The 24,959-nt window shown below is 43.9% G+C and carries 28 protein-coding genes; 15 read left to right on the top strand and 13 right to left on the bottom strand.

The features are described from left to right. Positions 1-109 precede the first annotated feature (109 nt). The 4 genes from xrtH to ssb all read left to right on the top strand — a co-directional run bounded on the left by xrtH (position 110) and on the right by ssb (position 3,323). Positions 110-622 (top strand): exosortase H, encoded by a 513-nt coding sequence (gene xrtH, locus Q0230_RS13000; RefSeq protein ID WP_298610575.1) that lies wholly within the window; start codon positions 110-112, stop codon positions 620-622. Next, on the top strand, positions 615-1,334 hold the full coding sequence (locus tag Q0230_RS12995) for an exosortase H-associated membrane protein (RefSeq protein ID WP_298610574.1): 720 nt from the start codon (positions 615-617) through the stop codon (positions 1,332-1,334). Before xrtH ends, Q0230_RS12995 begins: the two co-directional genes overlap by 8 nt. A 96-nt stretch (positions 1,335-1,430) precedes the next feature. Next, positions 1,431-2,786: an MFS transporter gene (locus Q0230_RS12990; RefSeq protein ID WP_298610573.1), complete on the top strand. Its 1,356-nt coding sequence runs from the start codon at positions 1,431-1,433 to the stop codon at positions 2,784-2,786. Between the two features lie 33 nt (positions 2,787-2,819). Further along, on the top strand, positions 2,820-3,323 hold the full coding sequence (gene ssb / locus Q0230_RS12985) for a single-stranded DNA-binding protein (RefSeq protein WP_298610572.1): 504 nt from the start codon (positions 2,820-2,822) through the stop codon (positions 3,321-3,323). A gap of 181 nt (positions 3,324-3,504) precedes the next feature. Here the strand turns inward: ssb and Q0230_RS12980 are convergent, their stop codons facing one another. Then, the gene (locus tag Q0230_RS12980) at positions 3,505-3,924 is read right to left on the bottom strand and encodes an isochorismatase family protein (RefSeq protein ID WP_298610571.1); all 420 of its coding nucleotides are present in this window, start codon (positions 3,922-3,924) and stop codon (positions 3,505-3,507) included. A 188-nt stretch (positions 3,925-4,112) separates the two neighbouring features. Between Q0230_RS12980 and trpD the strand changes: the two genes are divergently transcribed. The 4 genes from trpD (at position 4,113) to Q0230_RS12960 (ending at position 7,168) form a co-directional block, all read left to right on the top strand. After that, a complete protein-coding gene (gene trpD / locus Q0230_RS12975) occupies positions 4,113-5,138 on the top strand; it encodes an anthranilate phosphoribosyltransferase (RefSeq protein WP_298610570.1) in 1,026 nt (341 codons plus the stop codon). A gap of 15 nt (positions 5,139-5,153) precedes the next feature. Further along, complete coding sequence (gene trpC, locus Q0230_RS12970) at positions 5,154-5,957, top strand: indole-3-glycerol phosphate synthase TrpC (protein ID WP_298610569.1); 804 nt, start codon at positions 5,154-5,156, stop codon at positions 5,955-5,957. Positions 5,958-5,997: 40 nt separating this feature from the next. Beyond that, positions 5,998-6,792 (top strand): prolipoprotein diacylglyceryl transferase, encoded by a 795-nt coding sequence (gene lgt, locus Q0230_RS12965; RefSeq protein WP_298610568.1) that lies wholly within the window; start codon positions 5,998-6,000, stop codon positions 6,790-6,792. 127 nt (positions 6,793-6,919) lie between these two features. Then, positions 6,920-7,168: a DUF1127 domain-containing protein gene (locus tag Q0230_RS12960; RefSeq protein ID WP_298610567.1), complete on the top strand. Its 249-nt coding sequence runs from the start codon at positions 6,920-6,922 to the stop codon at positions 7,166-7,168. Between the two features lie 5 nt (positions 7,169-7,173). Here Q0230_RS12960 and Q0230_RS12955 read toward each other — a convergent pair whose 3' ends face one another. The 6 genes from Q0230_RS12955 to Q0230_RS12930 form a co-directional block, all read right to left on the bottom strand. Next, positions 7,174-7,695, bottom strand: a complete 522-nt coding sequence (locus Q0230_RS12955; RefSeq protein WP_298610566.1) for a GNAT family N-acetyltransferase — start codon at positions 7,693-7,695, stop codon at positions 7,174-7,176. Positions 7,696-7,890: 195 nt separating this feature from the next. Beyond that, positions 7,891-8,796, bottom strand: coding sequence for a recombination-associated protein RdgC (locus Q0230_RS12950; protein ID WP_298610565.1), 906 nt, complete (start codon positions 8,794-8,796; stop codon positions 7,891-7,893). A gap of 54 nt (positions 8,797-8,850) precedes the next feature. Next, the gene (locus Q0230_RS12945) at positions 8,851-10,050 is read right to left on the bottom strand and encodes a DUF1501 domain-containing protein (protein ID WP_298610564.1); all 1,200 of its coding nucleotides are present in this window, start codon (positions 10,048-10,050) and stop codon (positions 8,851-8,853) included. An 82-nt stretch (positions 10,051-10,132) separates the two neighbouring features. Then, the gene (locus Q0230_RS12940; RefSeq protein WP_298610563.1) at positions 10,133-11,422 is read right to left on the bottom strand and encodes a DUF1800 domain-containing protein; all 1,290 of its coding nucleotides are present in this window, start codon (positions 11,420-11,422) and stop codon (positions 10,133-10,135) included. Positions 11,423-11,656: 234 nt separating this feature from the next. Next, positions 11,657-13,015, bottom strand: coding sequence for a lytic murein transglycosylase B (gene mltB, locus Q0230_RS12935; RefSeq protein ID WP_298610562.1), 1,359 nt, complete (start codon positions 13,013-13,015; stop codon positions 11,657-11,659). A 65-nt stretch (positions 13,016-13,080) separates the two neighbouring features. Next, positions 13,081-13,677 carry a hypothetical protein gene (locus Q0230_RS12930; RefSeq protein WP_298610561.1) on the bottom strand — a complete coding sequence of 199 codons (597 nt, stop codon included), beginning with the start codon at positions 13,675-13,677 and terminating at the stop codon, positions 13,081-13,083. 511 nt (positions 13,678-14,188) lie between these two features. On the opposite strand from Q0230_RS12930, the gene Q0230_RS12925 reads away from it, so the two are divergent. The 4 genes from Q0230_RS12925 to Q0230_RS12910 all read left to right on the top strand — a co-directional run bounded on the left by Q0230_RS12925 (position 14,189) and on the right by Q0230_RS12910 (position 17,242). Further along, positions 14,189-15,574, top strand: coding sequence for a ribulose-bisphosphate carboxylase (locus tag Q0230_RS12925; protein ID WP_298610560.1), 1,386 nt, complete (start codon positions 14,189-14,191; stop codon positions 15,572-15,574). A gap of 106 nt (positions 15,575-15,680) precedes the next feature. Then, positions 15,681-16,481 carry a CbbQ/NirQ/NorQ/GpvN family protein gene (locus tag Q0230_RS12920; protein ID WP_298610559.1) on the top strand — a complete coding sequence of 267 codons (801 nt, stop codon included), beginning with the start codon at positions 15,681-15,683 and terminating at the stop codon, positions 16,479-16,481. Between the two features lie 89 nt (positions 16,482-16,570). Then, positions 16,571-16,828 (top strand): type II toxin-antitoxin system Phd/YefM family antitoxin, encoded by a 258-nt coding sequence (locus Q0230_RS12915; RefSeq protein WP_298610558.1) that lies wholly within the window; start codon positions 16,571-16,573, stop codon positions 16,826-16,828. A gap of 3 nt (positions 16,829-16,831) precedes the next feature. Next, positions 16,832-17,242, top strand: coding sequence for a type II toxin-antitoxin system VapC family toxin (locus Q0230_RS12910; RefSeq protein WP_298610557.1), 411 nt, complete (start codon positions 16,832-16,834; stop codon positions 17,240-17,242). A 29-nt stretch (positions 17,243-17,271) separates the two neighbouring features. Here Q0230_RS12910 and Q0230_RS12905 read toward each other — a convergent pair whose 3' ends face one another. Continuing rightward, a complete protein-coding gene (locus Q0230_RS12905) occupies positions 17,272-18,480 on the bottom strand; it encodes a hypothetical protein (RefSeq protein WP_298610556.1) in 1,209 nt (402 codons plus the stop codon). A 338-nt stretch (positions 18,481-18,818) separates the two neighbouring features. Here Q0230_RS12905 and Q0230_RS12900 point away from each other — a divergent pair, with 338 nt between their 5' ends. Continuing rightward, positions 18,819-21,068: a VWA domain-containing protein gene (locus tag Q0230_RS12900; protein ID WP_298610555.1), complete on the top strand. Its 2,250-nt coding sequence runs from the start codon at positions 18,819-18,821 to the stop codon at positions 21,066-21,068. On the opposite strand, the gene Q0230_RS12895 is transcribed toward Q0230_RS12900, so the two are convergent. The 3 genes from Q0230_RS12895 to Q0230_RS12885 all read right to left on the bottom strand — a co-directional run bounded on the left by Q0230_RS12895 (position 21,069) and on the right by Q0230_RS12885 (position 22,678). Continuing rightward, positions 21,069-21,572 (bottom strand): DUF3368 domain-containing protein, encoded by a 504-nt coding sequence (locus Q0230_RS12895; protein ID WP_298610554.1) that lies wholly within the window; start codon positions 21,570-21,572, stop codon positions 21,069-21,071. Next, positions 21,569-21,901, bottom strand: coding sequence for a type II toxin-antitoxin system prevent-host-death family antitoxin (locus Q0230_RS12890; RefSeq protein WP_298610553.1), 333 nt, complete (start codon positions 21,899-21,901; stop codon positions 21,569-21,571). The genes Q0230_RS12895 and Q0230_RS12890 overlap by 4 nt, the downstream gene beginning before the upstream one ends. Positions 21,902-22,039: 138 nt before the next feature. Then, entirely contained in the window at positions 22,040-22,678 is a 639-nt protein-coding gene (locus tag Q0230_RS12885) for a hypothetical protein (protein WP_298610552.1), read from the bottom strand. Between the two features lie 339 nt (positions 22,679-23,017). Here Q0230_RS12885 and Q0230_RS12880 point away from each other — a divergent pair, with 339 nt between their 5' ends. Next, on the top strand, positions 23,018-23,164 hold the full coding sequence (locus Q0230_RS12880) for an oxidoreductase-like domain-containing protein (protein WP_298610551.1): 147 nt from the start codon (positions 23,018-23,020) through the stop codon (positions 23,162-23,164). A gap of 103 nt (positions 23,165-23,267) precedes the next feature. Here Q0230_RS12880 and Q0230_RS12875 read toward each other — a convergent pair whose 3' ends face one another. Then, a complete protein-coding gene (locus tag Q0230_RS12875; RefSeq protein ID WP_298610550.1) occupies positions 23,268-23,492 on the bottom strand; it encodes a hypothetical protein in 225 nt (74 codons plus the stop codon). Between the two features lie 647 nt (positions 23,493-24,139). Then, on the bottom strand, positions 24,140-24,640 hold the full coding sequence (gene msrB, locus Q0230_RS12870; RefSeq protein WP_298610549.1) for a peptide-methionine (R)-S-oxide reductase MsrB: 501 nt from the start codon (positions 24,638-24,640) through the stop codon (positions 24,140-24,142). A 198-nt stretch (positions 24,641-24,838) separates the two neighbouring features. On the opposite strand from msrB, the gene Q0230_RS12865 reads away from it, so the two are divergent. After that, positions 24,839-24,958, top strand: coding sequence for a LysR family transcriptional regulator (locus Q0230_RS12865; RefSeq protein WP_298610859.1), 120 nt, complete (start codon positions 24,839-24,841; stop codon positions 24,956-24,958). The last annotated feature ends 1 nt before the right edge of the window (position 24,959 follow it).

Here is a 24,959-nt window from a genome sequence, read left to right as displayed (position 1 = left end):
CTCCCTCTAACAAATAAACCCATACTATAAAAGTATGGGTTTATGCTTTAAGGAGTTGTATTACCATAGCTGAACACTCTTGCTCAACTAGTCTTTAAAAAATCCAACCATGAATAAAACTATCTTTATCAGCGTATTACTTGCCTTATTTGCTCTTGAATGGCTTGAGCCTGTGCGTAATGGTTTCATTACTCCTTTCACCGAGCATCTTGCTGCAATTAGTGCTAGTTTACTGAAAATTTTTGATGCTGATGTCAGCTCGCACGGAATTTTCATTCAGAGCCTATCCAATGGAACTTCAGTAGCAATATTAGCGGGCTGTAATGGTGTTGAAGCCATGATCTGCTTAACGGCTGCTATTTTTGCCTATCCTGCTAATTGGATTCAACGTTTATGGGGTCTATTCTTAGGTTATCTAGCGATTCAAATTCTTAATATTGTGAGAATTATTAGCTTGTTTTACCTACTCCAATGGAATAAACAATGGTTCGAATGGGCGCATCTTTACATTTGGCAAGGTTTGATTTTCTTTGATGTACTTATCGTCTTTATTATTTGGATTCGTTGGGTCATAAAACATAAGCAATCAAAGCCCCAACAACCTATTTTAAATCATGTTTAAGGCTTGCTATACCACACTTTTTAAACAAGCCACCTTAAGTCCACGCTTATTTGTGCTTCGAACTTTATTCTGGTTGCCACTTTTATTCATTATCTGGTATCTACTTTCCTCTTGGCTAATTCACCCTGCCTTAGAATTAGCCAAGTTACTCATACCCCTTGGTTTACCCAACCTAATTGAAAGCCTTGCTATACAGCAACACTATCTAATCATTAATACTTATTTAGGCGCTGAGATTCAAGCTGAATTACCACAGGGCTTTGCGCGCTTTACAGCTAATTTTTTTACGAATGGCCAACACTACCCCTTTTTATTAAGTATCCCCTTAGACAGCCTTAAATATGCTTATGGATTGCCAGTCTTAACTGCTTTAGTGCTTGCAACTCCGACTAGTATCCGCAAGAAACTCTTGAGTTTCGGTTTAGGCTTTGTTTTAGTGAGTCTCATTGTCGTGTGGGGACTTTACTTTAATACTGCAAATTTTTTAGCTTTGGATTTCAAAACCACTTTTACTGATCAAGCAAAAACACTCTGGCCTCTACTGAATGAAACTTGGATGCAAGCCTGCATTGCTCTTGGCTATCGACTCGGTTTTTTAATCTTTCCAGTTGTTTTGCCAATAGCTCTGTGGGCACAGCTTAATCCAGCTATTTTGAGTCAACTGATCTATGGTTCTAACCCCAAGCCCAATCCGTCCTCTTTAGCTAAGTAAAACTTAATCTTTACACTAGCTCACTAGACTATGCTCGCTTGCCTGAACGCGCTAACATAGCGCCCTCTTGTCACAAGTCATGGTGTGCTAACCCCGATGAATGCTTTGGAATGGCGTGTTGCCTTTTCACTTTCGGCTGTTTATGCCGTGCGAATGCTGGGTTTATTTATGATTTTACCAGTATTTGCGCTTTATGCTCACACTTTGCCAGGATCAACTGATTTACTCGCAGGGATTGCCATTGGTATTTATGGTTTAACCCAAGCTATTTTCCAGATTCCTTTAGGTATTGCCTCTGATCGTATGGGTCGAAAACCAGTCATTATTGGTGGTTTATTAGTTTTTGCCTTGGGAAGCATAATTGCTGCTCTGTCGCATTCGATTGAACTGATTATTGTCGGGCGTACCTTACAAGGTATGGGCGCTGTTGCTGCTGCAACCATGGCTTTAGCCGCTGATTTAACCCGCGAAGAAAACCGTTCGCGCGTGATGGCGTTTATCGGTATGACAATTGGCCTGTCGTTTATGGCTGCGATTATTCTTGGGCCGATTCTCTACACACATGCAGGGATGTCTGGCATTTTCTGGTTTACCTGCGGCTTAGCGATTTCAGGGATTTTATTAATCCTGTTTGCAGTGCCCACTCCTCTACATATTCGCGCCCATCGTGATGCAGGCATTGTGAGTGACTATCTCCTGAAAGCACTGAAAAACACTGCTCTATTGCGCATGAATGCGGGGGTTTTTGCTTTACATTTAGTAATGACTGCCAATTTTCTAGTCATTCCCACCCTATTTCGAGATGAACTTAGTTTAGCCACACTTGATCATTGGAAAGTGTATTTGCCGGTATTTTTAGTTGCCTTTATGGGCTCTATTCCTTTAATTATTGTAGCTGAGAAGCGGCACAAGATTAAACCTATGTTGCTGGGTGCAATTGCGCTATTGGTCGTTGCAGAAATCTTACTGGCTTTGGGTTATGGTACTAAGTATTCACTTTTGACTGCTTTTTCCTTATTTTTCCTCGGCTTCAATTTTTTAGAAGCGATTCAACCCTCGTTAGTGGCTAAATACTCAGCCGTTGATACTAAAGGTACGGCGATGGGGATTTATAACAGCACGCAATTTTTGGGCATTTTTGTCGGGGGCATAATGGGTGGTTGGGTGAACCAGCAGTGGCATGCAGCAGGCGTATTCTGGTTTAGTGCTGTAGTAGCAGCTCTTTGGTTAGCGATCACGCTAAAACTACCTACTCCAAGCTTCTATACGAGTCGCGTGGTGCGTTTTACCGGTACTGTTGCAGACTGGGCAGCTATCTATCAAGCGCTGCAAAAAGTGCGGGGGGTTTATGAAGTTGCGATTGTCGCCGAGGAGCAAGTCGCTTATCTGAAAGTCGACAAAAAAGAACTAGACGAACAGGGGCTTCGTGCAATTTTAGGGGCAGCCACGTAAAATTAGCAGTCATACCTCAAGAAAGGACAGAACATGGCACGCGGAATTAATAAGGTTATTTTGGTGGGCACTCTCGGGCGCGATCCAGAAACCAAATATATGCCAAGTGGTGGTGCAATCACGAATGTCAGCATTGCTACCAGTGAACAATGGAAAGACAAAAATACCGGCGAGCGCCAAGAGCGCACCGAATGGCATCGGGTGGTTTTTTATAGCAAACTAGCGGAAATTGCCGGTCAATATCTACGCAAAGGCCAGCAAGTTTATGTGGAAGGCCGTTTGCAAACTCGTAAATGGCAAGGCCAGGATGGTCAAGACCGTTACACCACTGAAATCATTGCTGATGAAATGCAAATGTTAGGCGGACGCTCTGAAGGTGGTAGCGTAGGCGAGTTCAATGCCCCTCCGCCACCAGCTGCCACTACTAGCTCAGGCAATTATGGCGGTGGCCGTACCTCCACACCACCCGCTAATACCAATTCAGCTCCAGTGGGACGAGATACCTTTGAAGATTTTGATGATGATATTCCGTTCTAAAGGAAGAGCTGTAGATTAAAGTTTCCGAAGCCTAGCTCTAGACTAGGCTTTTTTATCAGTCAGCGTAAGAATCGCTTCAAAACTTCTCTAAATTCTGGTGTATTCGCCTGCCCTAACCACTCAAAGGCGACCATTTCTCGGCTTAAAATTTCCGCTCCATTCTGGCGCATTCGTTCTAAAGCTAAACTTTTATCTGTGGCTTACGCGAACCCACGGCCTCTTCCACTACAAAGACTTGCAAGCCTTGAGCCAGCAAATCCAGCACGGTTTGTTGCACACACACATGAGCTTCTGTTCCTACTACAACCCACTGTTGACGCTGTGCTGCAGTATGTTTGAGCAAATTACCTTCGGTCACTGCTGAGAAATGAATTTTTTCAAAAATAGCTTTGTCGGGCAAGCGCGCTCTTAAATTTGCCTCAGTAAGGCCTAAACCTTGCGGATATTGCTCAGTTGCTAGCACTGGAATTTTTAAAGTTTGCGCGACATCGACTAGCCAAGTGGCATTCGCTAGTACCGTTTCGCCCTGATGAATCGCGGGCAAAAGACGAGTTTGTATATCAACGACTAATAAGACTGAATCTTGAGCTTGAATACGCATCTGGGGTTCCTCCTAAATTTAGTGTTAGTTTGCTGCGCTTACAGCCGCTAATGATGCATTGATCTATAATTAAGCCCGCTTAGCCACCTTGAGTTAATAGATATTCTAGGCTTATCTGGGTACACTCACGCCCTAATAACTGAGAGCATCGGTAGTGTTACTGGCTCAGTCTTAGCAGTAGAGGACGTATGGATTTCCAACAATATATCCGCAAAATTAGTGAGCATCATCAATTTAGTCAGGCTGAAATGACTGATGCCATGCGTATTATTATGACCGGCCACGCCACACCTGCACAGGTTGGAGCCTTTTTGATGGGTTTACGCCTACGCGGTGAAACGGTTGAAGAAATCACTGCAGCCGCCAGTGTGATGCGCGAATTGGCTACTCCGGTAGATATTAACCGTGACTATCTAGTGGATACTTGCGGCACAGGTGGCGATGCTTCTGGCACTTTTAATATCTCTACTGCCAGTGCTTTCGTCGCAGCAGCAGCGGGGGCACGCGTGGCTAAGCATGGTAATCGTTCGGTTTCGAGTAAATCGGGTAGTGCTGATGTGCTAGAAACTGCAGGAATTAATTTAGAGCTAAATGCTGAACAAGTCGCACGTTGTATCAATGAAGTGGGAGTGGGCTTTCTGTTTGCACAAAAGCATCATAACGCCATGAAACATGCGATTGGCCCACGGCGTGAATTAGGTATTCGTACCGTGTTCAATCTGCTTGGTCCACTCACTAATCCTGCCGGTGCTCCCAATCAGGTCTTGGGCGTGTTTGCCAAAGAATGGGTACTTCCAGTGGCCGAGGTTCTGCAAAACTTGGGTAGTCGGCATGTACTCGTTGTACATTCAGCCGATGGTTTAGATGAAATAAGTATTGCGGCACCTACTTATATTGCTGAAATGAAAAACGGCGAAGTACGCGAATATACACTCACCCCTGAAGAGGTCGGTTTACGCACTGCGTCCTTAGATGCATTAAAGGTAGCAACTGCAGCAGATAGCTTAGCCATGATTCGGTGTGCTTTGAGCAATCAGCCGAGTGCAGCCAGTGATATTGTGGCATTGAACGCAGGAGCTGCGATTTATGTAGCCGGCTTAGCGAATAGTCATGCTGAGGGTATCAAACAAGCTCAGGTTGTGATGGCTGATGGTAGTGCGTTAGCACGTCTGCAGCAGCTAGCTCATTTTAGCCAACAATTTCAGCCTGCTTAAGGAGGAAAACTTAGGATGAGTCAAGCCGATATTTTACAAAAAATCCTTGATACCAAGCAGCAAGAAGTAGCTGAACGTTCTGCACGACTTAGTCTTGCCCAACTTAAAGAATTAGCGCCCACAGCTGATCCGGTACGTGGCTTCCTAAACGCTATGCAAGCTAAGGTTGCAAACGGTCAGGCTGCGGTGATTGCTGAAATCAAAAAAGCCTCACCGAGTAAAGGCATCATACGTGCAGACTTTGATCCTCCCACCCTTGCACAAAGCTATGCGCAAGCGGGAGCTGCTTGTTTATCGGTATTGACCGATGCGCAGTATTTTCAAGGGCATGAGGATTATCTAAAAGCAGCGCGCTCCGCTTGTACGCTTCCGGTGATTCGCAAAGATTTTATTCTTGATCCTTACCAGATTTACGAAGCACGGGCGATTGGGGCTGATTGTATTCTTTTGATTGTCTCAGCTTTAAATGATCAGCAATTAAACGAACTTTATGCAGTCGCCACTGAATTGGGGATGGATGTCTTAATCGAAGTGCATGATCGTGATGAACTGTTACGCACCCTGCCCTTAAATGCGCCGCTAATTGGGATTAATAATCGCAATTTGCGCAGTTTTGTGACGTCCTTAACTACCACTTTAGATTTACTAGCTGATGTTCCAAGTAATACTTTATTGGTAACTGAAAGTGGTATTCATACTCAAGCCGATGTGCAACTCATGCGTGAGCATCAAGTGCATGCCTTCTTAGTCGGTGAAGCCTTTATGCGCGCGGCTGATCCGGGCGCTGAATTGGCGAGATTATTTTTCCAGCCGGTGTAACCCTAACCGCTTTATTAGACAATAACTCAAGGCTGCTAGCATGTTAACGCATCCACAATTTGATCCTGTTGCTCTCAGTATTGGCCCGCTGAAAATTCATTGGTATGGGCTGATGTATGTGATTGGTTTTTTGGGCTTTTTAATTCTTGGTAAACAGCGTGCTCGGCAACCGGGAAGCTTATTTAAACCCGATCAAGTCGACGACATGATGTTCTGGGGTGCGATTGGTGTCGTGCTTGGTGGGCGTGTTGGTTATATGTTCTTTTATAACCTCAAGTCGTTCTTAAGTGACCCGATCTCCTTCTTCCAAGTTTGGGATGGTGGCATGAGCTTTCACGGTGGTTTAATTGGTGTGACCATTGTGATGTTTGTGCTCGCCCATAAATGGAAAATTAGCGTGCTGAACTTAGCTGACTTTGTCGCACCTTTGATTCCAATTGGCTTAGGTGCAGGCCGGATTGGTAACTTTATTAATGGTGAATTATGGGGTCGTCCTACCGATGTGCCTTGGGGAATGGTCTTTCCACAAGTTGACTCGCTTCCACGCCATCCCTCCCAACTTTATCAAGCTTTTTTTGAGGGCTTAGTATTATTCACTGTACTATGGATATTTACTCGTAAGCCTCGTCCTGCGGGTGCAGTTGCTGGTTTATTTTTAGCTTTATATGGTTTATTCCGCTTCTTTACTGAATTCTTCCGTGAGCCAGATATTCAATTAAAATTCGTGGCTTTTGACTGGCTAACTCAAGGTCAACTTTTGAGCATCCCAATGATTTTAGCCGGTTTAGGTTTAATCGCATGGGCTTATAAGCGGGGTGGACAAGCACTGAGCTAACAAATAGTGAGCTTTAGTAACCGCTAGGGCAACAAATCGTTACTTGCTCATAATCTGCTTCTCACGCATATTTGTTGCATCGCACAAATAACTAAGACCACAGTCTCAACAGAGAGTTAAGTAGATTATGAACATCATTAAATTTGTTGAAAAAATTTATACCAGCTTTGAAGCGTTTGGCTATGCACGTGCAGCAGCGGAGCTACAACGCATGAGCGACACACAACTCTTATCGCTAGGCTTATCTCGGCAGAAAATTCAGCAAGGTCGTGCCGGTTTACCTTGGACTATTGATACATTAATCATTAAACCAAGCAGTAAACAAACGAGCCAAGCAGCTTCTAATCAAGCTAATTTCAGCCACAAAGCTGCTTAAGCCAATTAGCCATCCACAGGCTGCGTAGGTGTCTTTAAGATTAATTGGTAAAAAGCCAAATCTAACCAGCGCCCAAACTTGAAACCTGCCTGTTGAATTGTTCCTGCATGCACAAAGCCTAAGCTGGTATGCAGGGCAATACTCGCCGTATTTTGCGCATCAATCCCGCCGATCAATAGATGATAGTTTTGCTCTTCAGCTTCCTGAATAATCGCTTGCAATAAGTGTTTTCCTAACCCTTTTCCACGCTGCTCAGGATGCACATAGATCGAATGCTCGACACTATATTTATAAGCAGGATGTGGACGGAAACTACCATAACTCGCAAAGGCTAATAGCTTGCCATCCTGTTCTAAGCCTATCACTGGAAAATTTCCAGCCCTCTTCATATCAAACCATTGCTGCATAAAGCTCAAGTTGCGTGGCTGATACTCATATAAAGCGGTTGAATGTGCAATGGCATGGTTAAATATTTCCAGAATTGTTGCGGCATGTTGCTCATAGTTACAGTGAATTAATTCGGGCATAGTGAAGAATCCGATAAAAGGCCGTGCAATGCTCGCATATTAAACAAAACTGTCATGCAAGTCGTTTAATATGTACTAAACTCTTGGCATGAATTGACAGAGGATGGCCTTCAAGCCTGAACGTGAGGTGGAGGAGGTTTCTACCCGAATAGACGTTGGAGGGTCATTCTCTGTCAGTTCCTCCTCAATTACACTTTAAGCTTTAGCTGGATTGAAGCAAACCATTAAATCAGCTAATAAGCGCGACACTTCTCCTGTCATCAAAGTAAATTCAATATCTTTACGTTCTGCATACGATTGTGGATCTTGTTCATTTACTTGCTCGTCAAATACATCTAAAAACTTCAGACGCTTAATTTGCAAATTCTCAGTCAAGACAAAGCTTAGGCGATTATCCCAAGTCAACATCAGTTTAGACACCAGCTTGCCAGTAGCTAGATTTGATTTCACCTCTTCGGTAAGCAGCTCATGCTTTTTAAACACTGCAACACTTTGCTCATCACCTTGGCTGCGTAACTCACATTCCTCACCAAGTTCAAACTTAGGCGGTAAGACACCTTCAGTGAGCCAATGCGTCATTAGGAAAGTTGGGCTATTACTGGTTTCTGGAGCAGCAATCGGTAAACTATCGATCGATTTGCGTAATAAAGCCGTTAAGCGCTCCGCCTGAGTGGACGAAGAGGTATTCACCACTAGCCATAATTCATGCGGATCAATCCAAGCATCAAGCTGGCGAGTCCGGGTAAAGGCTTGTGGGAGCAGTTCAAATTCGATCTGCTCACGCATATCTTTCTTTTCACGGCTACTGAGCTTGCGATTTTCTTTTTCTTGCAGCTCACTGACACGTTCATCTAGTTCCTCTTTCACGACAGAGGAAGGTAGCATGCGCTCTTGATGCGCCATACTGATCCAGATATAAGCATTTGCTGCATGCACAAAAGATTCAGACTGCTTACCCAAAGGGGGTACCCAGCCACTGCTTTCACGCTGATCTTTTAGACAAGGTATAAAGGATCGAGCTGCCAATTGCTCATGCAAAGCTTCTGCTGTTAAAGGAAAAGCTTGCTGAAGCTTGTAGAGATAGAGATTTTTGAACCACATGTCCTTTGCACTCACGCCGCTATCGAGGCGGCGATTATGCAGGAAAGCTCTGGCTCAAACAAATGGAACTGAACCGAACTCTGACCAAGGATTATTCACACCAAACCAACGGCTGGCTAAAGTACCATAGACCGCACGGAAATCGGTGGTCATATAAAGATTTCCATCGCCATCTAAATCTTTTAGACGTGGATTTTCCCCAAATACGCGCCCACCAGAAACACGCCCACCCATAACGAGCTGCACCGAAGCTGTACCATGATCCGTACCACCACCACGATTTTCTTGCACACGACGACCAAACTCAGAATAAGTCAGTACTAAGACATCATCCCAACGACCGTGCTGCTTCATCGTCTCGCCAAAAGAATTAAGCGCTGCAGCTAATTCAAATAGCAGATTATTATGTATATTGATTTGATTAGCATGCGTGTCATAACCACTATGTTCTACTTTATAGACGGCCGTATCGACATTATTCAGAATCATCTGCGCAACTGACTCTAATTTGCGCCCTAACACACTGGTCGCAAAACCGCCTAAATGCTGTGGATTGGACATTTTCTCTTTCAATTGCTGACCGGCGTCATGCAATTGATGTTGAATATTCACCACATGCTTTAGCGCTGAGCTACCCCGAGTAATCGGCTGAATATCTGAAACTAAATCTACTTGACTCAAAAACACCTGTGGGCTTTGCATCGCAATCGTATGGCAATCTTTACCCGCCATCGGCCCCAAACCTTCGCCTAGGATGATGCCGTGTAAGCCTTCCTTATATTGGGGTAAGACCTGAGCTAACCAACCAATTTCCGAATGCTCGAAGGCACTGGTCGCGGTTTCCCAAATATCACTCGAGCGGAAATGGGACAAGACACCATGTGGATAACCCACCCCCTGAATCCAAGCTAAATCACCTTCTTCCCACCAACGACGCAGGCTAGTCATATACGGATTAACCGACATACCATTATCGAGTGGAAATTCTTTTAGCTTGTGTTCAGGAATCTTGGCAAGAGAGCGATAATTAGCATACTGCTTATAATCACGTTGTGGGACAAGAGTATTTAAACCATCATTGCCACCGGCTAACTTGATCAGTACCACTGCCTTTTGACGCTTGGAACTGGAAACAACTTTCTCGCTGGCTTCAGTTTTATTTTTTGTTTTAAGTTCTGCTGCCCAAGCCAGCTCTGGCAACAGTCCAGCTACAGGCAAAGCACCTGCTAACTTCAAAAAACCACGTCTATTCATAAAACCCCTCAAAACCTCATTTTACACAAGCGCCCACTTATTATTTTTTTATCAGGCACTACCCACAGACTCAAACTAACGCTTATGAAACTTGAAATGCCGGATCCAACATTAAAGCATTGGCTAAGCGCCGATTTCCCGGAATATCCGGTAATTTATTGACGGGTGGCACTGCTAACATCCACTCCAGCATTTCCTGCTGATTTTGGGGAGGCAAACGTAAACCTGTATCCACTCGACGATTTAAATTACCTCGTGAAACCTTGGATAAATACGAAGTACGTACCAATAAGGTTTGGGTACTAATCCAATTTTCACCACCTAACCAACCACGCACATTAGGTGGATCAAATAGTTGCTGACCCATTAAACGGCACAGATTGACCATTTCGCCAATACTCTCGCGCGGATAATTAGCCATACGCACTGTGCCAATCAGCAATTCCACTGGGGACTTAACTAAAGTACCGCGATTCCCTAACTCCCAAAATTGGGCGCTATTAAAGACCGCACGTAGTAAAGCTTTAATATCATAATCCGCCCGCCGGAATTGCGCTGCTAAAGATTGTACAGTGCCTTGATCAGGGCGATTACCACTGACAAACTGCTGCCAGACCCGTTCGACTAGTCGTTCTGCAGTTCGAGGGTGCTCAACAAGCATATCAATCAGCTCATCACCGCTAAAAGCTCGCGTACGGCCTAAGACAGTAACCGGACTACCATCATGTTGATCCGCATTAAAAACATAGTTACCACCTTGATCAATACCCCAACCAGTAAATACCTTTGCTACTGCTTTTACATCCGCTTGTCCGTATTCACTCGAACCCACGGTAAAAAGCTCTAATAATTCTCTAGCAAAGTTTTCATTGGGACGTCCTTTAACATTCTCATAACCATCTAGGTAAACGAGCATAGCTGGATCACGAGCAACTGCTTTGAGAAGATTACGGAAATTCCCCAAAGCATGCTGACGTAGTGTCAGATTTTGTTTGTGTAAAAGACTTGGCTGTAACGTTTTCTGAATCGACGAAGGAAAATAATTATGCCAAAACAACGTCATACGCTCGATAAATGGCGATGAGCTGAGTAGCATTTGTTCAATCCACCAACCTTGTAAATGTTTACCCTCGGTTTGTGCAATTGACCAAGCATCTTTACGACCTTCAGCGCTAGTATCGCGCATTGGCTCTAACTTGTTCCACGGTGTAAACGCAGGAGCTGGTCTAATTGGTGCAGGCGCGGGATTTAAGACGACTTCAACCGCCTTTTCCCGAGTCAACCCCTCCAATTTTTTAACGCTATCCCACTCTACACCTAGCCCTGTGCGGGACACAAGATGACGAGCCTCACTGAATGTGAGTGTGTTCATAGGCAACCATCATCAGCAACAGTAGAAATTAAGCCCACTAAGAATAACACTATTCTTTTGCACGAAAATGTCTAAATATTAATCATTTTGTGCAAAATACAGTCGAAAAACTTATTGAAGCCCCGTTTTTTTTAAAAATGTATAAAAATCAATCTATTTACAATTATCTATACGGCTTTTAGTCTAGCTAAAGCCGTATGAGCTTGTTAGTTTTAGCGACTAACGGATTTATAGTTAATTTCCACCGCCAACATTGTTTTTAACTGCATTCGCCAGTTGGTGTACTGCCATCGCATAATAGTTACTGTGATTATAGCGGGTAATCACATAAAAGTTATTGTAACCAATCCAAGGTTCTTTATAGCCACCGGGCACGGTCGATAAAGCCAGCAAATGCGTTCTTGAAGTATTACTCCACCGACCATTCTTCGGAGCAACCCCAATCTGCGCTAATTGACCAGGAGAGTATTTCACCTTAAAACCATCCGGTACATTGGCGTAATCATTCGAGGCAACATCTGCTGGAACCGCCACTTCTTGTCCACTACGCCAACCATGTTGGGCAAAGTAATTAGCGATACTGCCAATCGCATCCACTGGATTCCATAAATCTTTCACTCCATCACCATCAAAATCCACAGCATAACTGCGGAAGCTACTCGGCATAAATTGCCCATAACCCATTGCACCTGCATAAGAGCCTTTAGGTGCTAAAGGATCCATCCGTTCAGTCCGAGTCATCAGCATATAATCTGCTAATTCCTCAAAGAAGAAATCGCTACGACGCTGATTGGTTAAAGCAGAGGTGGTGAGTGCATCAATAATACGATGTTTGCCTAAAATTCGACCCCAACGCGTTTCCACTCCCATGATCCCAACGATATATTCAGGATCAACTCCATATTGTTGGTGGGCACGTTGTAGATGTCCTGCATATTGCCGCCAGAACTGTGTACCTTTTTGGATATTGGCTGGAGTCACAAATTTAGAGCGATAACTATACCAACCACCCGGACTGCTAGCAGAGGCAGGACTCGCCCAAAGCCGTGCTACCTCATCACGATTACGTACTTGGGAGAATACACCCAGCAAATAATTACGGTTAAAGCCACGCGCTGACATTTGCTCAATGAATGACAGTAAACGTGGGTCGCCAGCAAAATCTCCCGTCAAAGAAGTTGCGTAATAATTTCCGACACCCTTACCTCCATAAGTAACCGATACAGGCCCTGAGCCTTGCTGATTTTGCGCATAGACAGATTGCTGGCGTGCTTGTGCTTGCTTACGTGGCTGCGCTTGAGCACGTTGTTGTTTCTGAGCTTGGAGCCGATCCCACTCTTGCTGACGTAATTGCCGTAATTGAGCTAAGCGCTGCTGAGCTGCCGACATTTTTTTCGGTTGACCATTCGCGCTTGATTGAGTCGGACGAGCAGGTGCACGTACCACCGTTTGTTGTTCAGTTGTTTGTTTAGGGGCAGTACTATCCACACTTGCTGCTTCGTCGGTTTTTTGTGGTGTTGCAGTACACCCACTTAAAACCCCAAAACAACTGGTCAGCATGACACCACCTAACCATAAACGACCTGCTTTCATCCATTACTCCTTTGTTAATTTAATTCATTGTCAGTGTGTGCTCTTCTGTGAAGCACTAGCTAAGTTTAGTTAGTAAAATTCATAAAATTAGGTACTTCTTCCATAATCGGTGGTACTTGATTCGCCACCGCATCACCTACAGTTACTGGATCAGGTGAACTAAAGGAAGGAAAGCGCCAACCACCCGGCATATAGCCCAACTCATGAGGCGCATTAATCATTTTATCCCACATATCTGAGGTCTGATCGGTATAAAAATCGGGCCAAATATAGCGCGTATCACCCCAAGATTTAGTTTCTTTTTTAACTTGAGGCTTAGAAGCTGGTTTTGGCCCTGGCATAGCCGGTTGATTTGGATTATAGGGACTGGTGTAAGCGTAATTCTGCACGGGTAAGTTTGGTGCACCTAGGTTCATCGGTGGCTGTAGGCTTGGATAAGCCGCATAAGGATAGGACGGCAATAGGCTAGGGAGTGGATAGTACGCTTGCATCCCATACGGATAAGCCGGATAGGTATAAGGCATCGTGGGAGAATAGCCCATATTAGGCATAAGCTGAGCCGGTAAATTGGGCAAGGGGTAGCTTGGATAGGGATAACTAGTTTGTGCTAACGCAGTACCCGCACTAAGGACAAGGGCTAGCCCTAATACAAATTTAGACATAGTGAAATACCTCAATAGTGTCCTGCTGACAGGATAGCAGAGGTAAGTACAACATAAGCGATTTCCTTATCACTAGAACAATAGCCCAAAGAGAATATGTAAGCAGAGATGGCCTCAAACCCAAACCGCTATCAGTGCTGAGACTTGCCACAAACCTCAACAATAGGCTAATTCGCCTGAATAGGAAATGACTAAATACACTTAGCCTGCTGCTTTCAGCAAAGTTCTATCACAACACTATTTGCCGACTAAGCCCATTCTCATCAAGGGATAGCGTGTGTAGCTTATTTCCAAAATGGACTTATTAAATAGCACTTTCCTTGAAAAGATAGCATTTTAGGGGTAGAAACTTTTACCACGATAGGGATATGCATCTTTGGGATAAACCAGCGTACGTTAGTCGCTAATTATCGAGTCGATTCTTTAGCTGCCAAAACACTAGCCTCCATCTACAGCTACTAATCGTCATTAAACCCAAGCTTATGGAAAACTAAATTCTAAGGAGAGCACCATGGCACTTGACCAATCTGCCCGCTATAGCGATTTAAGCCTTGATGAAGCAGAACTAATAAAAAATGGTAAGCACATCCTAGTCGCTTACAAAATGAAGCCTAAATCGGGACATGGTTATTTAGAAGCAGCCGCACATTTTGCTGCGGAATCGTCCACGGGTACGAATGTCGAAGTGAGTACGACTGATGACTTTACTCGCAGCGTGGATGCGTTGGTTTATTACATTGATGAAGCCAATGAAGAAATGCGGATTGCCTTCCCTTTAGATTTATTTGATCGTAATCTCACTGATGGGCGCATGATGATTGTGTCGTTCCTGACCCTGTGTATCGGGAATAATCAGGGTATGGGTGATATTGAGCACGCCAAAATGATTGATTTCTTTGTGCCTGATCGCGCCATGCAATTATTTGATGGTCCATCCAAAGACATCTCAGATTTATGGCGCATTTTAGGTCGTCCGATCAAAGATGGCGGCTATATTGCAGGCACCATTATTAAACCTAAATTGGGATTACGCCCTGAACTGTTTGCGCAAGCCGCTTACTTATTCTGGCTTGGTGGCGATTTTATTAAAAACGATGAGCCGCAAGGTAACCAAGTTTTCGCGCCGATGAAAAAGGTTATGCCTTTAGTCGCTGATGCGATGAAACGCGCTCAGGATAAATCAGGGCATGCTAAAATTTTTTCCGCGAATATTACTGCTGATGATCATTATGAAATGTGTGCGCGTGCTGATTACATTCTGGAAACCTTTGGCTCTGATGCGGACAAAGTGGCGTTCTTAGTGGATGGTTATGTGGGTGGCCCAGGCATGGTCACTACGGCGCGTCGTCAATACCCCAATCAGTACTTGCACTATCATCGCGCAGGTCACGGTGCAGTTACTTCGCCATCAGCTAAACGCGGTTATACCGCTTTTGTACTGGCAAAAATGTCGCGTTTACAAGGCGCTTCAGGTATCCATGTAGGTACAATGGGTTACGGCAAAATGGAAGGCGAAAATTCTGATAAAGTCATTGCTTATATGATCGAGCGTGATGAATGCCAAGGCCCCGTTTATTATCAAAAATGGTTTGGCATGAAGCCCACTACACCCATTATTTCGGGGGGTATGAATGCCTTGCGTCTTCCGGGGTTCTTTGAGAATTTAGGGCATGGTAATGTGATTAATACGGCGGGTGGCGGTGCGTATGGGCACATTGATACCCCTGCTGCGGGCGCTGTTTCCTTACGCCAAGCCTATGAGTGTTGGAAGTCAGGGGCTGATCCGATTGAATTTGCTAAACAGCATCGTGAATTTGCCCGCGCGTTTGAGTCCTTCCCACAAGATGCGGATAAACTTTATCCGGGGTGGAGAGAGAAGTTGGGCGTGCATAAGTAATAAGAAATCCTCCCCCAACCTCTCCTTTATCAAGGAGGGGGGGCTAGCTTCCCCCTTGATAAAGGGGGATTGAGGGGGATTTATAAGCTATCTCAGGAATTTCACCATGACCAACATCAATCAATACCGCATTGACTCTGAACCGTTTTATCAACCCCTTGCTAATGAAGTAGAGTTGTATCAGGCTGCTTATCAAGCCCGTTTACCCGTGATGGTGAAAGGGCCAACAGGTTGTGGTAAATCGCGTTTTATCGAACACATGGCATGGAAGTTAGGCAAGCCTTTGATTACGGTGGCTTGTAATGAGGATATGACCGCTTCCGACTTAGTGGGGCGCTATTTATTAGAAGCCAATGGCACACGTTGGTTGGATGGCCCTTTGACTACGGCGGCACGGATGGGGGCGATTTGTTATTTGGATGAGATTGTGGAAGCCCGCCAAGATACCACTGTCGTGATTCATCCACTCACTGACCATCGCCGCACTTTACCATTGGATAAAAAAGGCGAATTGGTGCAAGCCCACCCCGATTTTCAATTGGTGATTTCTTATAATCCAGGCTATCAAAGCCTGATGAAAGATTTAAAGCAATCCACCAAACAACGCTTTGTCGCGTTTGATTTTGATTATCCCGCGCCGGAAGCCGAAGCCAGTATTTTGAGTAAAGAAGCAGGGATTGATACGGATACCGCGCAAAAGCTGGTGCAAATCGCGCAAACCGCCCGTAATCTCAAAGGGCATGGTTTGGATGAAGGGATTTCTACCCGTGTATTAGTCTATGCCGCCAACCTAATGAAGAATGGTATTGATCAAAAAGATGCTTGTCGTATGGCATTGGTTAGCCCGATTACCGATGATGCGGATATTCGTAGTACCTTGCATCATGCGATTGAGATGGTGTTTTGATAATGATTTGCTAGAAACTTCCGCTTGTTTTCTCAAAACAAAGCAAATAGACTAGTCATGTAACTAGTTATTTAAGGAAGGGAATTATAATGCAAACTTGGGCTGTACAAGATGCTAAATCTCGGTTTAGTGAGCTGTTAGATGCTTGTTTGGCAAATGGGCCACAAGTTGTTACTCGGCGTGGTACGGAAGCCGCCGTGCTTGTGCCCGTTGAGGTTTGGAAAAGGCTGCAAGCGGCGGCAAAACCATCATTAAAAGATTTATTGTTGTCTGAGACTGGACGTGGTGACCTAGTATTGCCAGAGCGTGGGCAAGCACGGAGAAAACGGGTTCAGGAAGTGCTATAAATCATGTATTTATTAGATACGAATATTGTCTCTGAATTGCGGCGGAATAAACCCCATGGGGCTGTGGTCGCGTGGCTTCAATCCGTTGATGACAAAGATTTATACTTATCCTCAGTCACCTTAGCTGAAATCCAAGCGGGCATTGAAATAACTCGGGATCAAGATACCGAGCGTGCATCCGAATTAGAAGTCTGGCTGGATGACGTAGCGGCTACCTATAACATCCTGAACTTGGATGGGAATGCTTTTCGGGCTTGGGCAAAACTCATGCACAAAAAGTCTGACACTTTATACGAAGATGGAATGATAGCTGCCATTGCTAAAGTTCATAATCTGACAGTGGTTACTCGGAATATTGCTGACTTTGCAGTGTTTGACGTTCCGCTATTGAATCCATTTGATTATAAGATTTAAGGTCATTGAGCTAAAAGTAAGTTCTTTCTCTACATCAGTCCGAATCTTAACCTTGGATATTCACCTTCCTTAATTGCATAGTCCATTACTCTATCGTATGCGTTAAAAAATTCTTTTTCATCTCTAAGATTTACGCAATATGAGTAGAACTCTGGATAATCGAGGGCGATACATGGTACTTGCTTGTCGCGAACAAAACCAAGAAGTTGTTGGCTGTATTCACCAAACTGATCATCAAACAATTCTTTCACGATTATCAAAGTTTTGGTGATGAGTCCATTAGTATTTATGTTGTATTTCTGATCATCAACTTGAAACTCTAGGTATTTTGTGTTTCGCTGGGAATACAAAACTGCACCTTTTGTTTGGTTGATAGCCTTTTTTAGAGAATTCATAACATTATTTCGCTTTCTTAAGAGCTTTTGTTTAATTATTCGCTCGAGATTTGGACTATCTTTTGCTTGTATTATAAGTAAGTATTTTTCCGTGATCAGTAAGATATCGCATATTTCCTCATGATCGTATATGCGCTTCGGGTTTAGGTATATTTGTTTATGGGGAAAGACATACAACAGACATTGAACTATATCTTCCTCTTGATAGCTTCCAGGTTCCTCTCTTTCTATAACGGTATGACTAAATCCTCGTGACCCATAATATGAATGATGCTCAGGTCTCAAATCTTGAATAAATAGCCCATCTCCATAGAGTGATTGATCCAACAGGATAGTAATAGCTCCAGCATCATCCATTGAAGTCCGTAATCCAAAAATTTTATCAATCCTATCTATCATTAATCGGGCTGTTGGTAGAGAAAACTTCAGTAGTAATGTTGTTTCAATTTGTTGTGTTGCTTCTTTTGGCACAGTAATGCGTGCGCTAAATACAAAGTGCTCTCGTGATAGCTCGTCAAATAAATAAACGCTAAGCTGGCTAGATTGCAATATTTTGAATAGCGTTTTAGAAAAATCGTCTGCGAACAACGGAGTCTTAATAACCAATGGTTCATCTTCATCATCGAAAAAAGCAGTAATTAAACCAACTGTCTTTTGATTATTGATGGTTACAGGGACTAAATATATTTTAAAGCTTGCGTTTACCTTAGCCGTGAGAATGTATTCCTTTGGAGCTTTAACTACTAAAATTGGGTGCTCTTTTTCCACTAAGATAATAGGCAAAATACCTATAGGCATTTCCTTTATTGCAGGCAGCAAACTTGGATACAGAAATGATAGCATGTACTTTAATTTTTTCTAGTAAACCAAGAGAAGGAAACAAATGCCGACTTGACTGCACAACATTTTATTAGAAAGAATGTTGGGAACACTTTTTGAGCTAGAGCTTGTATAGTCTGGGATTAACACAGGAAAAACTCCATTATATGATGATACCAATGGTCAGTAATTGTACAACACAAATCACAAGCTACAATGCTTTACTTTCAAGAGTTCTGAACTAAGTATTAGCTTTCTTCTAACATTCGGCCCCACCCCTCACAGTAATATAGCCCCCCCACCCTCATTCCCCCTAAACTACCCTCAAACAAAACCATCGCCTTTCCACTGAGAGAGTTTGTATGTCGTTATCCACCGAAGCCCTTGCTCACTATCGCACCCAACTAAACTGCAATTTCAAACAACTCGATGACGCCTTTGCGGGTTGTATGCAACATGCGCAAGCCGTGTTGAGCGATCAGGGGATTAAGGATTATCTCGATGGTGCGTCCTTGGTGTGCAAAATCGGGCGCGGGTTTGATCCGGTGCTGACTTATCTTGAAGAAATGCCCGATATTGCTCACGACTTAGGCGAGGAGATGCCCACGCGCATTAGCCAAGCGGTGTGGACGATGTCGCGTACGCCTAATGGACGCTCGATTCCGGCGTTTTTGCAATCCCTGCCTGAAGTGGCGCGGCGTTTGGGAAGTCGTGAATTGGTCGAGCATTATATTGAAATCATTTTCGAGATGATGAATCGCACCACAGGCTCGATTCACGGTTTTCATACCACCATTCCCAGTCCGGGTTTGCCTAAACTACTCGAACAAATGCCTTATTTAATCAATCAATTGGCATTAGGTGGCTTAAAAAATTGGATTGAATACGGCATTCGCAATTATGGCAAACATCCGCAACGTCAAGAGGAGTACTTCGCGTTGGAGTCGGCGGATAGTAAAGCCATGTTGCAGCACGAGCGCAAAGGTACGCTATTTATCCATTACGAGCGCAAACTGAATCTGTATTTGCAAGCCTGTTGGCAACGCACGGATCACCTCGTGCCGTACTCGATTGATTTCCGCGATAGGCGCGAACAACAGCCGTATGTTGATGACTATGGTATGCGCATTCCTGATGTATTCGATGATTTCAATGGGGTGCGAGGTATAGACCGTTATCGCGCGGTATTGGCGCACATGGCGGCGCATCAGCGGTGGACGAGCAAGGTGATTGCCGATAATTTCAGCCCACAGCAACGCATTGCGATTGAACGCTTGGAGGATAGCCGCGTTGAGTACTTGGCGATGCAGCAGTATCAGGGCTTACGCCGTATCTTTATTGCCTTACATCCTCGCCCTGAAGAAGGTGCGTGTAATCCCGCCAAAGAATCTTGTTTGCGCCATCAGTTGGCAATGTTGTCCTATGCGATTTTGAATCCTGAACATGGTTATCAAAACGCCACCATTAATGACTATGCCGCCCGGTTTCATGCTCTAATGCAGCAAGGCGAAAGCTCGACGCACGAGATGGTCGATTTAGCCTTGTCATTCGTAGCAAAAACGCGCTTACAGTCTGATCAATTGCCCAATGTGTATTTTACCGATACCGCGATTCCCTACCGCGATGATAATCGGCATTTGTGGCAGTTTATTGAGGAGAGCGATGATGAGGACTTTTTCGAGCAAACTCAGCGCGACGATCAAAGCGAAGTGCAAGGCTTGCCGCCGCGCCATTATCCCGAATGGGATTACAGCACGCAGACCTATCGCCCTGATTGGGTGAGTGTGTATGAAGGTTTGCACGCCCAAGGCAGCCCCGCACATATTGATGCCTTGCTGGCAAAACACGCGGCATTGGCGAAAAAACTTAAGCAAATCGTCGATTTATTAAAGCCGCAAAACTATACCCGTGTGCGCTATCAGGAAGAAGGTAGCGAGCTGGATTTGGATGTGGCGATTCGTTCCCTGATTGACTTCAAAAGCGGTGCGAATCCCGACCCACGTATCAATATGAGCCACCAGCACGACGGGCGGAATATTGCGGTGATGTTGCTATTGGATTTATCCGCCTCGATCAGCGAAACCCCGCAAGGCTGCACGCAAAGTATTCTCGAACTTAGCCAAGAAGCGGTGTCCTTATTAGCATGGGCGATTGAAGCACTCGGCGACCCGTTTGCGATTGCAGGTTTTGCCTCCAACACGCGCCACGAAGTACGTTATCAACATATCAAAGGCTTCCGCGAATCGTTTCAGGATGAAGTCAAAGGACGTTTAGCTGTAATGGAAGCAGGCTATTCCACGCGCATGGGGGCTGCTTTACGCCACGCCGCGCATTATTTAGAACACCAAAACGCCGATAAAAAACTGTTACTGATACTCACCGACGGCGAACCCTCCGATATTGATGTTGACGACCCGCAATTACTAACCCAAGACACACGCCAAGCGGTAAAAGAATTAGATAATCAAGGCATTTACACCTACTGCATAAGCCTCGACCCACGAGCGGATGAATACGTGCGCGATATATTTGGTAAGCGTTATACGGTGATTGATAATGTGCAGCGGCTACCTGAAAGACTGCCGCAGGTGTTTATGGCGTTGACGGGGTGATTAGTTTTCACCAGCCAGTTTAATCAGAGTTTGTACTAATGCGTCTGATAAACGATAACCGATATTTTGTAAAGCCTGAAGTTCTGCACCAACACTTTGAATATGACCTTGCTGTTTAGCAGCCAATAAAATAGTACCTGTGCCTGCTATGGGAACGCCTCGATGTTTGGCTATTTCGCGCCCCCGTCGCTCATCAATTAGCAAAAAGCGAATATCTAGCATTTCAGCCAAAGCAATCGCTTCTGACTCCCCAGCATCCAGTACTTGATGTAGCTCGCGAAAAACATCAACAGAAAATTGAGCTTTAGTGGCTACTTTTAACCAACCTAAATCTAAAGCTTGTTTTAAATGTTGACTACCTGCACGTTTTGCATCAGGTTTTAATTCATCATGTACAGCAGGTGGAATCCAAACCTCTTGATAAAGCTGTTCCAATAAATTTAATCGCTCAATTTTAGCGAGTCCAATCAGGGGACTCGCATCACTGATAACAATACCCGTCAAAGTACATGCTCCAACTCGTCTTCCAAATCATCCACAGGGTAGTCCACCGCAATAATTCCATTTTTGCCTAATAGCTCAATAAAATCTTCCAAATCTATACCAGCAAAACGGGCTGCTTGTGCCAAAGTAAGTTGCTGATTTTGCGTGAATAACAGTGCTAAAGTGCGTTGTACACCATATTTCAATAAGTTGTCGTCAAAGGGGATGGTCAACATAGAAGGTTTGCCGTGCTTAGTGATGATCGACATTTGCCCTAATTCTGCTTGACGTAATAAATCACCAGAATGGTTACGTAAGTCGCGGGCGCTAAAAACTTCAATTGCTTGCATGAGGTTTCCCTCCAGTAGATTTATGTGCACAAAGTGTAGCACAACTGTATCTATATAGGACAGATAAGAGCAAATTAGGCACAGATTATAAGGTGATTGATAATGTGCAGCGTTTGCCTGAAAGATTAACGCAGGTGTTTATGGCGTTGACGGGGTAATGAAAATATCTGATAGAGTATTTACGATGAGATCGGGAGAATAGTACAGTAAGCCAATAGCTTCTTTATGAGCTTTAATTCTAATGACATCTAAAGTTTCTTGCTTCATGCGCTCGTGAGGGTCAGGAGCACTGTCAATAATAAGCATCACGGGTATAAACTCGTTACCTCTATGTGAAGCCTCAACACGATGTGCAGCTAACTTTTCAATATCAAAGGCTATTTCTTGATAGCTCAATCGACCCTTATGACGCTCAGAGGCTTTGACTTCAATTACTAACAATAATGATGTTAAAGTTTGGGAGTAATTTCTTCTTCTCCAATCTCCAGCAATTGGGGGAGAAAAAATGCAAATATCGGGTATAGGCTCAAAGCCGCCTTGATAAGAAGGATTTTTCTTTTGATCTAATCGCTGAAATAGCGCTGATACTGGATTGTTAATACGCATTTTTACATTCATGCCTAACTGTTTGTTAGGGACTCCAGTATGACGTAGGGAATGATAAATCATCGCTTGATAATGCAACTCTGATCCAAGTACTGCACTACACTCCTCTATAATCAATTGCCAAGCATTGACCAAAACATTAAGAGCCTGCTGTTGAGTGCTTATTTCCATCAATAAAATGTCTCACTAATACATAGATGATGGTTTAGGCACAAAAACCTTCGGCACAAGCCCTAACTTAGCTGCTTTCTTTGAAAACTTTAGAATGGTAACTTGTCCCTTACTGGTAACAGAAGTGATAGTTTGCATGATTTACTATAATCTTTGTGAATAAGTAATACTAAGTAAGAATAAGACCAAATTAACCTTACTAAAACTTTATTAGAGTGCGAATAATTGTTAGCAATCTAATTGATGAGGCATTGAAAATTTTTAGACGTATTCAATAAACAGCTTCAGCAAATTATAATCAGCCTCTTATACATTCCGACTAGACCTAATGGGAGCATTATGAACGAAGCCCCTACTCCACCCGCCCCGAATGAATGCTGTGAAAGCGGTTGTGATCCTTGTGTTTGGGATATTTATTACGAAGAATTGCGTAAGTGGCAAGAACAGCAGAAAGCGAAAATCGACACCGAAAAGGTATTTGATTAGATATTAAGCAATTAGAATGCCGCTGTTTATTGCAAGCGGCATGAGTAAATTAAGCATCGAACTATCGCTCCTCTTAAGCTCCAGTGATAGTAGTGGCAACACTTTAAGCTCCTTGAACCACGATCAGACCCCGAATCGGGTGTTGATTTTGGTCGTAGCTTAAGTATTTTTTCTGCAAACCGGCAAAACGTGAATCCACTTCAGCGGCAGAACATTTTTCATAATCAATACCTTGGCAACGTTGGGCAATATATTGATCAGCTTGTGCTTCATTCACGAACTCAACGGCTCGCTTCCATAAACTACCTAGTAAAACAAAGTTTTTCATTCTTAACCTCATCTATTTTTTTGAATTAATCACTCTACATTGCTGCGTCGCAACAAATGCAGCCTGCGTTCATATTTGCACAGAAAATTGCTGCACTGCAATAATAGACTGCTAAAAACTAGAATTAGTTCAAAATTGCTAGATAAGCCTTCACCACAAGCAGCTTTTATGCTGATGTTAAAGTGCTAAAGTGGGTTTAAATGCACAAAATTTAGGCTATTTAGCACTAATGAGGAGCGAGTTAAACCCGCTCCCATACTAGCAAGCTATAAAACCTATGAAAGTTGTTTATAACAACTTGGACAGACTGTTAAATTTTTCACGGTTTCGAAACCCTCACCACCTTTATCATCAAAATACTTAATTTGCCGTTTCACATAGCGCCAATTGGCTTGGCTACGTTTTGGGTAAGTGGCATTGCGGGTTTGAACAGTGATTGAATAAGCAGGGGTATTAGCAGCTATTTGCTGTTGACAATGCTCGCATAGATACATTCGCTACGGTCGGGATTTAGAACCTGCTAGGGGACCGATGTCTAGTAGGGTGATTAAACGGAATTGCTAGACTAGCGAGTCTGTAGTAAATACGCTAGTCCACTTCAGATAAACGTTAGCAATTGCCCTGCTAAGCCACTCCAACCAAAAACACTAAGCTGTCTTAGGCTTGAACGTTAAAGCCACACCATTAATGCAATGCCTCATGCCAGTTGGTTTCGGGCCATCGGCAAAAATATGCCCTAAATGACCACCACAATCCGCACAATGCACTTCAGTACGTTTCATAAACCAGCCATTATCTTCTTTCGTGCCTACCGCACCGTCTAAAGCCTGATAAAAACTCGGCCAACCAGTGCCACTCTCAAATTTAGTCGCAGAGTCATACAACTCATTATCACAACCCACACAATGGAAAATACCTGCACGTTTTTCATGCAATAAAGGACTAGAGTTGGGCGTTTCAGTGTCTTCCTCACGCAGTACAGCGTATTGAGCAGGGCTTAATTGTGCACGCCACTCCTCTGGGGTTTTATGCACTCGAAATGCGGGCGCTCGATAAGCATGACTCACTAAAGGCACACCCAGCAACAAAGCCAAACCGAAACTTTGCCGAAAAAATTCCCGACGCGATTCTTGGTCAGTTTTAAACATAGTAGAGATCCTAGCTGGTCAATTAAGTTAGTTTTAGTAAGACCACAAAGCGGTTTAAATATTCACTAGTTTTAAGCTTACTTAAGTTGATTCAGCTTAAACTTGTACTTATACGTACAGCACACCAAAATGGATGTATTAAATCTAGGCTAGATTACTGCTGTGGCTTTTAACCTTCGCTAGTTACATTAGTTTACCATTACCGCCGCACTCGGCAGTATGGCGCAAGCAGCCCAGCAATTATCGATTGCTCAATCAGGCATTACCGAAGCGATTAACGACCTTGAAGCGGAAAAATCCTGCGCCATGCTCAATTGAT

It is taken from the genome of uncultured Thiothrix sp. (genome assembly GCF_937876535.1).
Classification (GTDB): domain Bacteria; phylum Pseudomonadota; class Gammaproteobacteria; order Thiotrichales; family Thiotrichaceae; genus Thiolinea.
The sequence above is the reverse complement of the archived record's forward strand: the minus strand, read 5'-3'. Positions and strand labels throughout refer to the sequence as shown.

What these genes read in the sequence shown, in the direction of transcription:
- trpC (WP_298610569.1), top strand. Translation starts at nt 5,154, where the DNA reads ATGAGTCAAGCCGATATTTTACAAAAAATCCTTGATACCAAGCAGCAA.
- Q0230_RS12890 (WP_298610553.1), bottom strand. Translation starts at nt 21,901, where the DNA reads ATGCAAGCAATTGAAGTTTTTAGCGCCCGCGACTTACGTAACCATTCT.
- trpD (WP_298610570.1), top strand. Translation starts at nt 4,113, where the DNA reads ATGGATTTCCAACAATATATCCGCAAAATTAGTGAGCATCATCAATTT.
- Q0230_RS12930 (WP_298610561.1), bottom strand. Translation starts at nt 13,677, where the DNA reads ATGTCTAAATTTGTATTAGGGCTAGCCCTTGTCCTTAGTGCGGGTACT.
- Q0230_RS12995 (WP_298610574.1), top strand. Translation starts at nt 615, where the DNA reads ATGTTTAAGGCTTGCTATACCACACTTTTTAAACAAGCCACCTTAAGT.
- lgt (WP_298610568.1), top strand. Translation starts at nt 5,998, where the DNA reads ATGTTAACGCATCCACAATTTGATCCTGTTGCTCTCAGTATTGGCCCG.
- Q0230_RS12925 (WP_298610560.1), top strand. Translation starts at nt 14,189, where the DNA reads ATGGCACTTGACCAATCTGCCCGCTATAGCGATTTAAGCCTTGATGAA.
- Q0230_RS12945 (WP_298610564.1), bottom strand. Translation starts at nt 10,050, where the DNA reads ATGAATAGACGTGGTTTTTTGAAGTTAGCAGGTGCTTTGCCTGTAGCT.
- Q0230_RS12880 (WP_298610551.1), top strand. Translation starts at nt 23,018, where the DNA reads ATGAACGAAGCCCCTACTCCACCCGCCCCGAATGAATGCTGTGAAAGC.
- Q0230_RS12885 (WP_298610552.1), bottom strand. Translation starts at nt 22,678, where the DNA reads ATGGAAATAAGCACTCAACAGCAGGCTCTTAATGTTTTGGTCAATGCT.
- Q0230_RS12960 (WP_298610567.1), top strand. Translation starts at nt 6,920, where the DNA reads ATGAACATCATTAAATTTGTTGAAAAAATTTATACCAGCTTTGAAGCG.
- Q0230_RS12900 (WP_298610555.1), top strand. Translation starts at nt 18,819, where the DNA reads ATGTCGTTATCCACCGAAGCCCTTGCTCACTATCGCACCCAACTAAAC.
- Q0230_RS12955 (WP_298610566.1), bottom strand. Translation starts at nt 7,695, where the DNA reads ATGCCCGAATTAATTCACTGTAACTATGAGCAACATGCCGCAACAATT.
- mltB (WP_298610562.1), bottom strand. Translation starts at nt 13,015, where the DNA reads ATGAAAGCAGGTCGTTTATGGTTAGGTGGTGTCATGCTGACCAGTTGT.
- Q0230_RS12950 (WP_298610565.1), bottom strand. Translation starts at nt 8,796, where the DNA reads ATGTGGTTCAAAAATCTCTATCTCTACAAGCTTCAGCAAGCTTTTCCT.
- xrtH (WP_298610575.1), top strand. Translation starts at nt 110, where the DNA reads ATGAATAAAACTATCTTTATCAGCGTATTACTTGCCTTATTTGCTCTT.
- Q0230_RS12905 (WP_298610556.1), bottom strand. Translation starts at nt 18,480, where the DNA reads ATGCTATCATTTCTGTATCCAAGTTTGCTGCCTGCAATAAAGGAAATG.
- Q0230_RS12915 (WP_298610558.1), top strand. Translation starts at nt 16,571, where the DNA reads ATGCAAACTTGGGCTGTACAAGATGCTAAATCTCGGTTTAGTGAGCTG.
- ssb (WP_298610572.1), top strand. Translation starts at nt 2,820, where the DNA reads ATGGCACGCGGAATTAATAAGGTTATTTTGGTGGGCACTCTCGGGCGC.
- Q0230_RS12990 (WP_298610573.1), top strand. Translation starts at nt 1,431, where the DNA reads ATGAATGCTTTGGAATGGCGTGTTGCCTTTTCACTTTCGGCTGTTTAT.
- Q0230_RS12920 (WP_298610559.1), top strand. Translation starts at nt 15,681, where the DNA reads ATGACCAACATCAATCAATACCGCATTGACTCTGAACCGTTTTATCAA.
- Q0230_RS12910 (WP_298610557.1), top strand. Translation starts at nt 16,832, where the DNA reads ATGTATTTATTAGATACGAATATTGTCTCTGAATTGCGGCGGAATAAA.
- Q0230_RS12875 (WP_298610550.1), bottom strand. Translation starts at nt 23,492, where the DNA reads ATGAAAAACTTTGTTTTACTAGGTAGTTTATGGAAGCGAGCCGTTGAG.
- msrB (WP_298610549.1), bottom strand. Translation starts at nt 24,640, where the DNA reads ATGTTTAAAACTGACCAAGAATCGCGTCGGGAATTTTTTCGGCAAAGT.
- Q0230_RS12940 (WP_298610563.1), bottom strand. Translation starts at nt 11,422, where the DNA reads ATGAACACACTCACATTCAGTGAGGCTCGTCATCTTGTGTCCCGCACA.
- Q0230_RS12980 (WP_298610571.1), bottom strand. Translation starts at nt 3,924, where the DNA reads ATGCGTATTCAAGCTCAAGATTCAGTCTTATTAGTCGTTGATATACAA.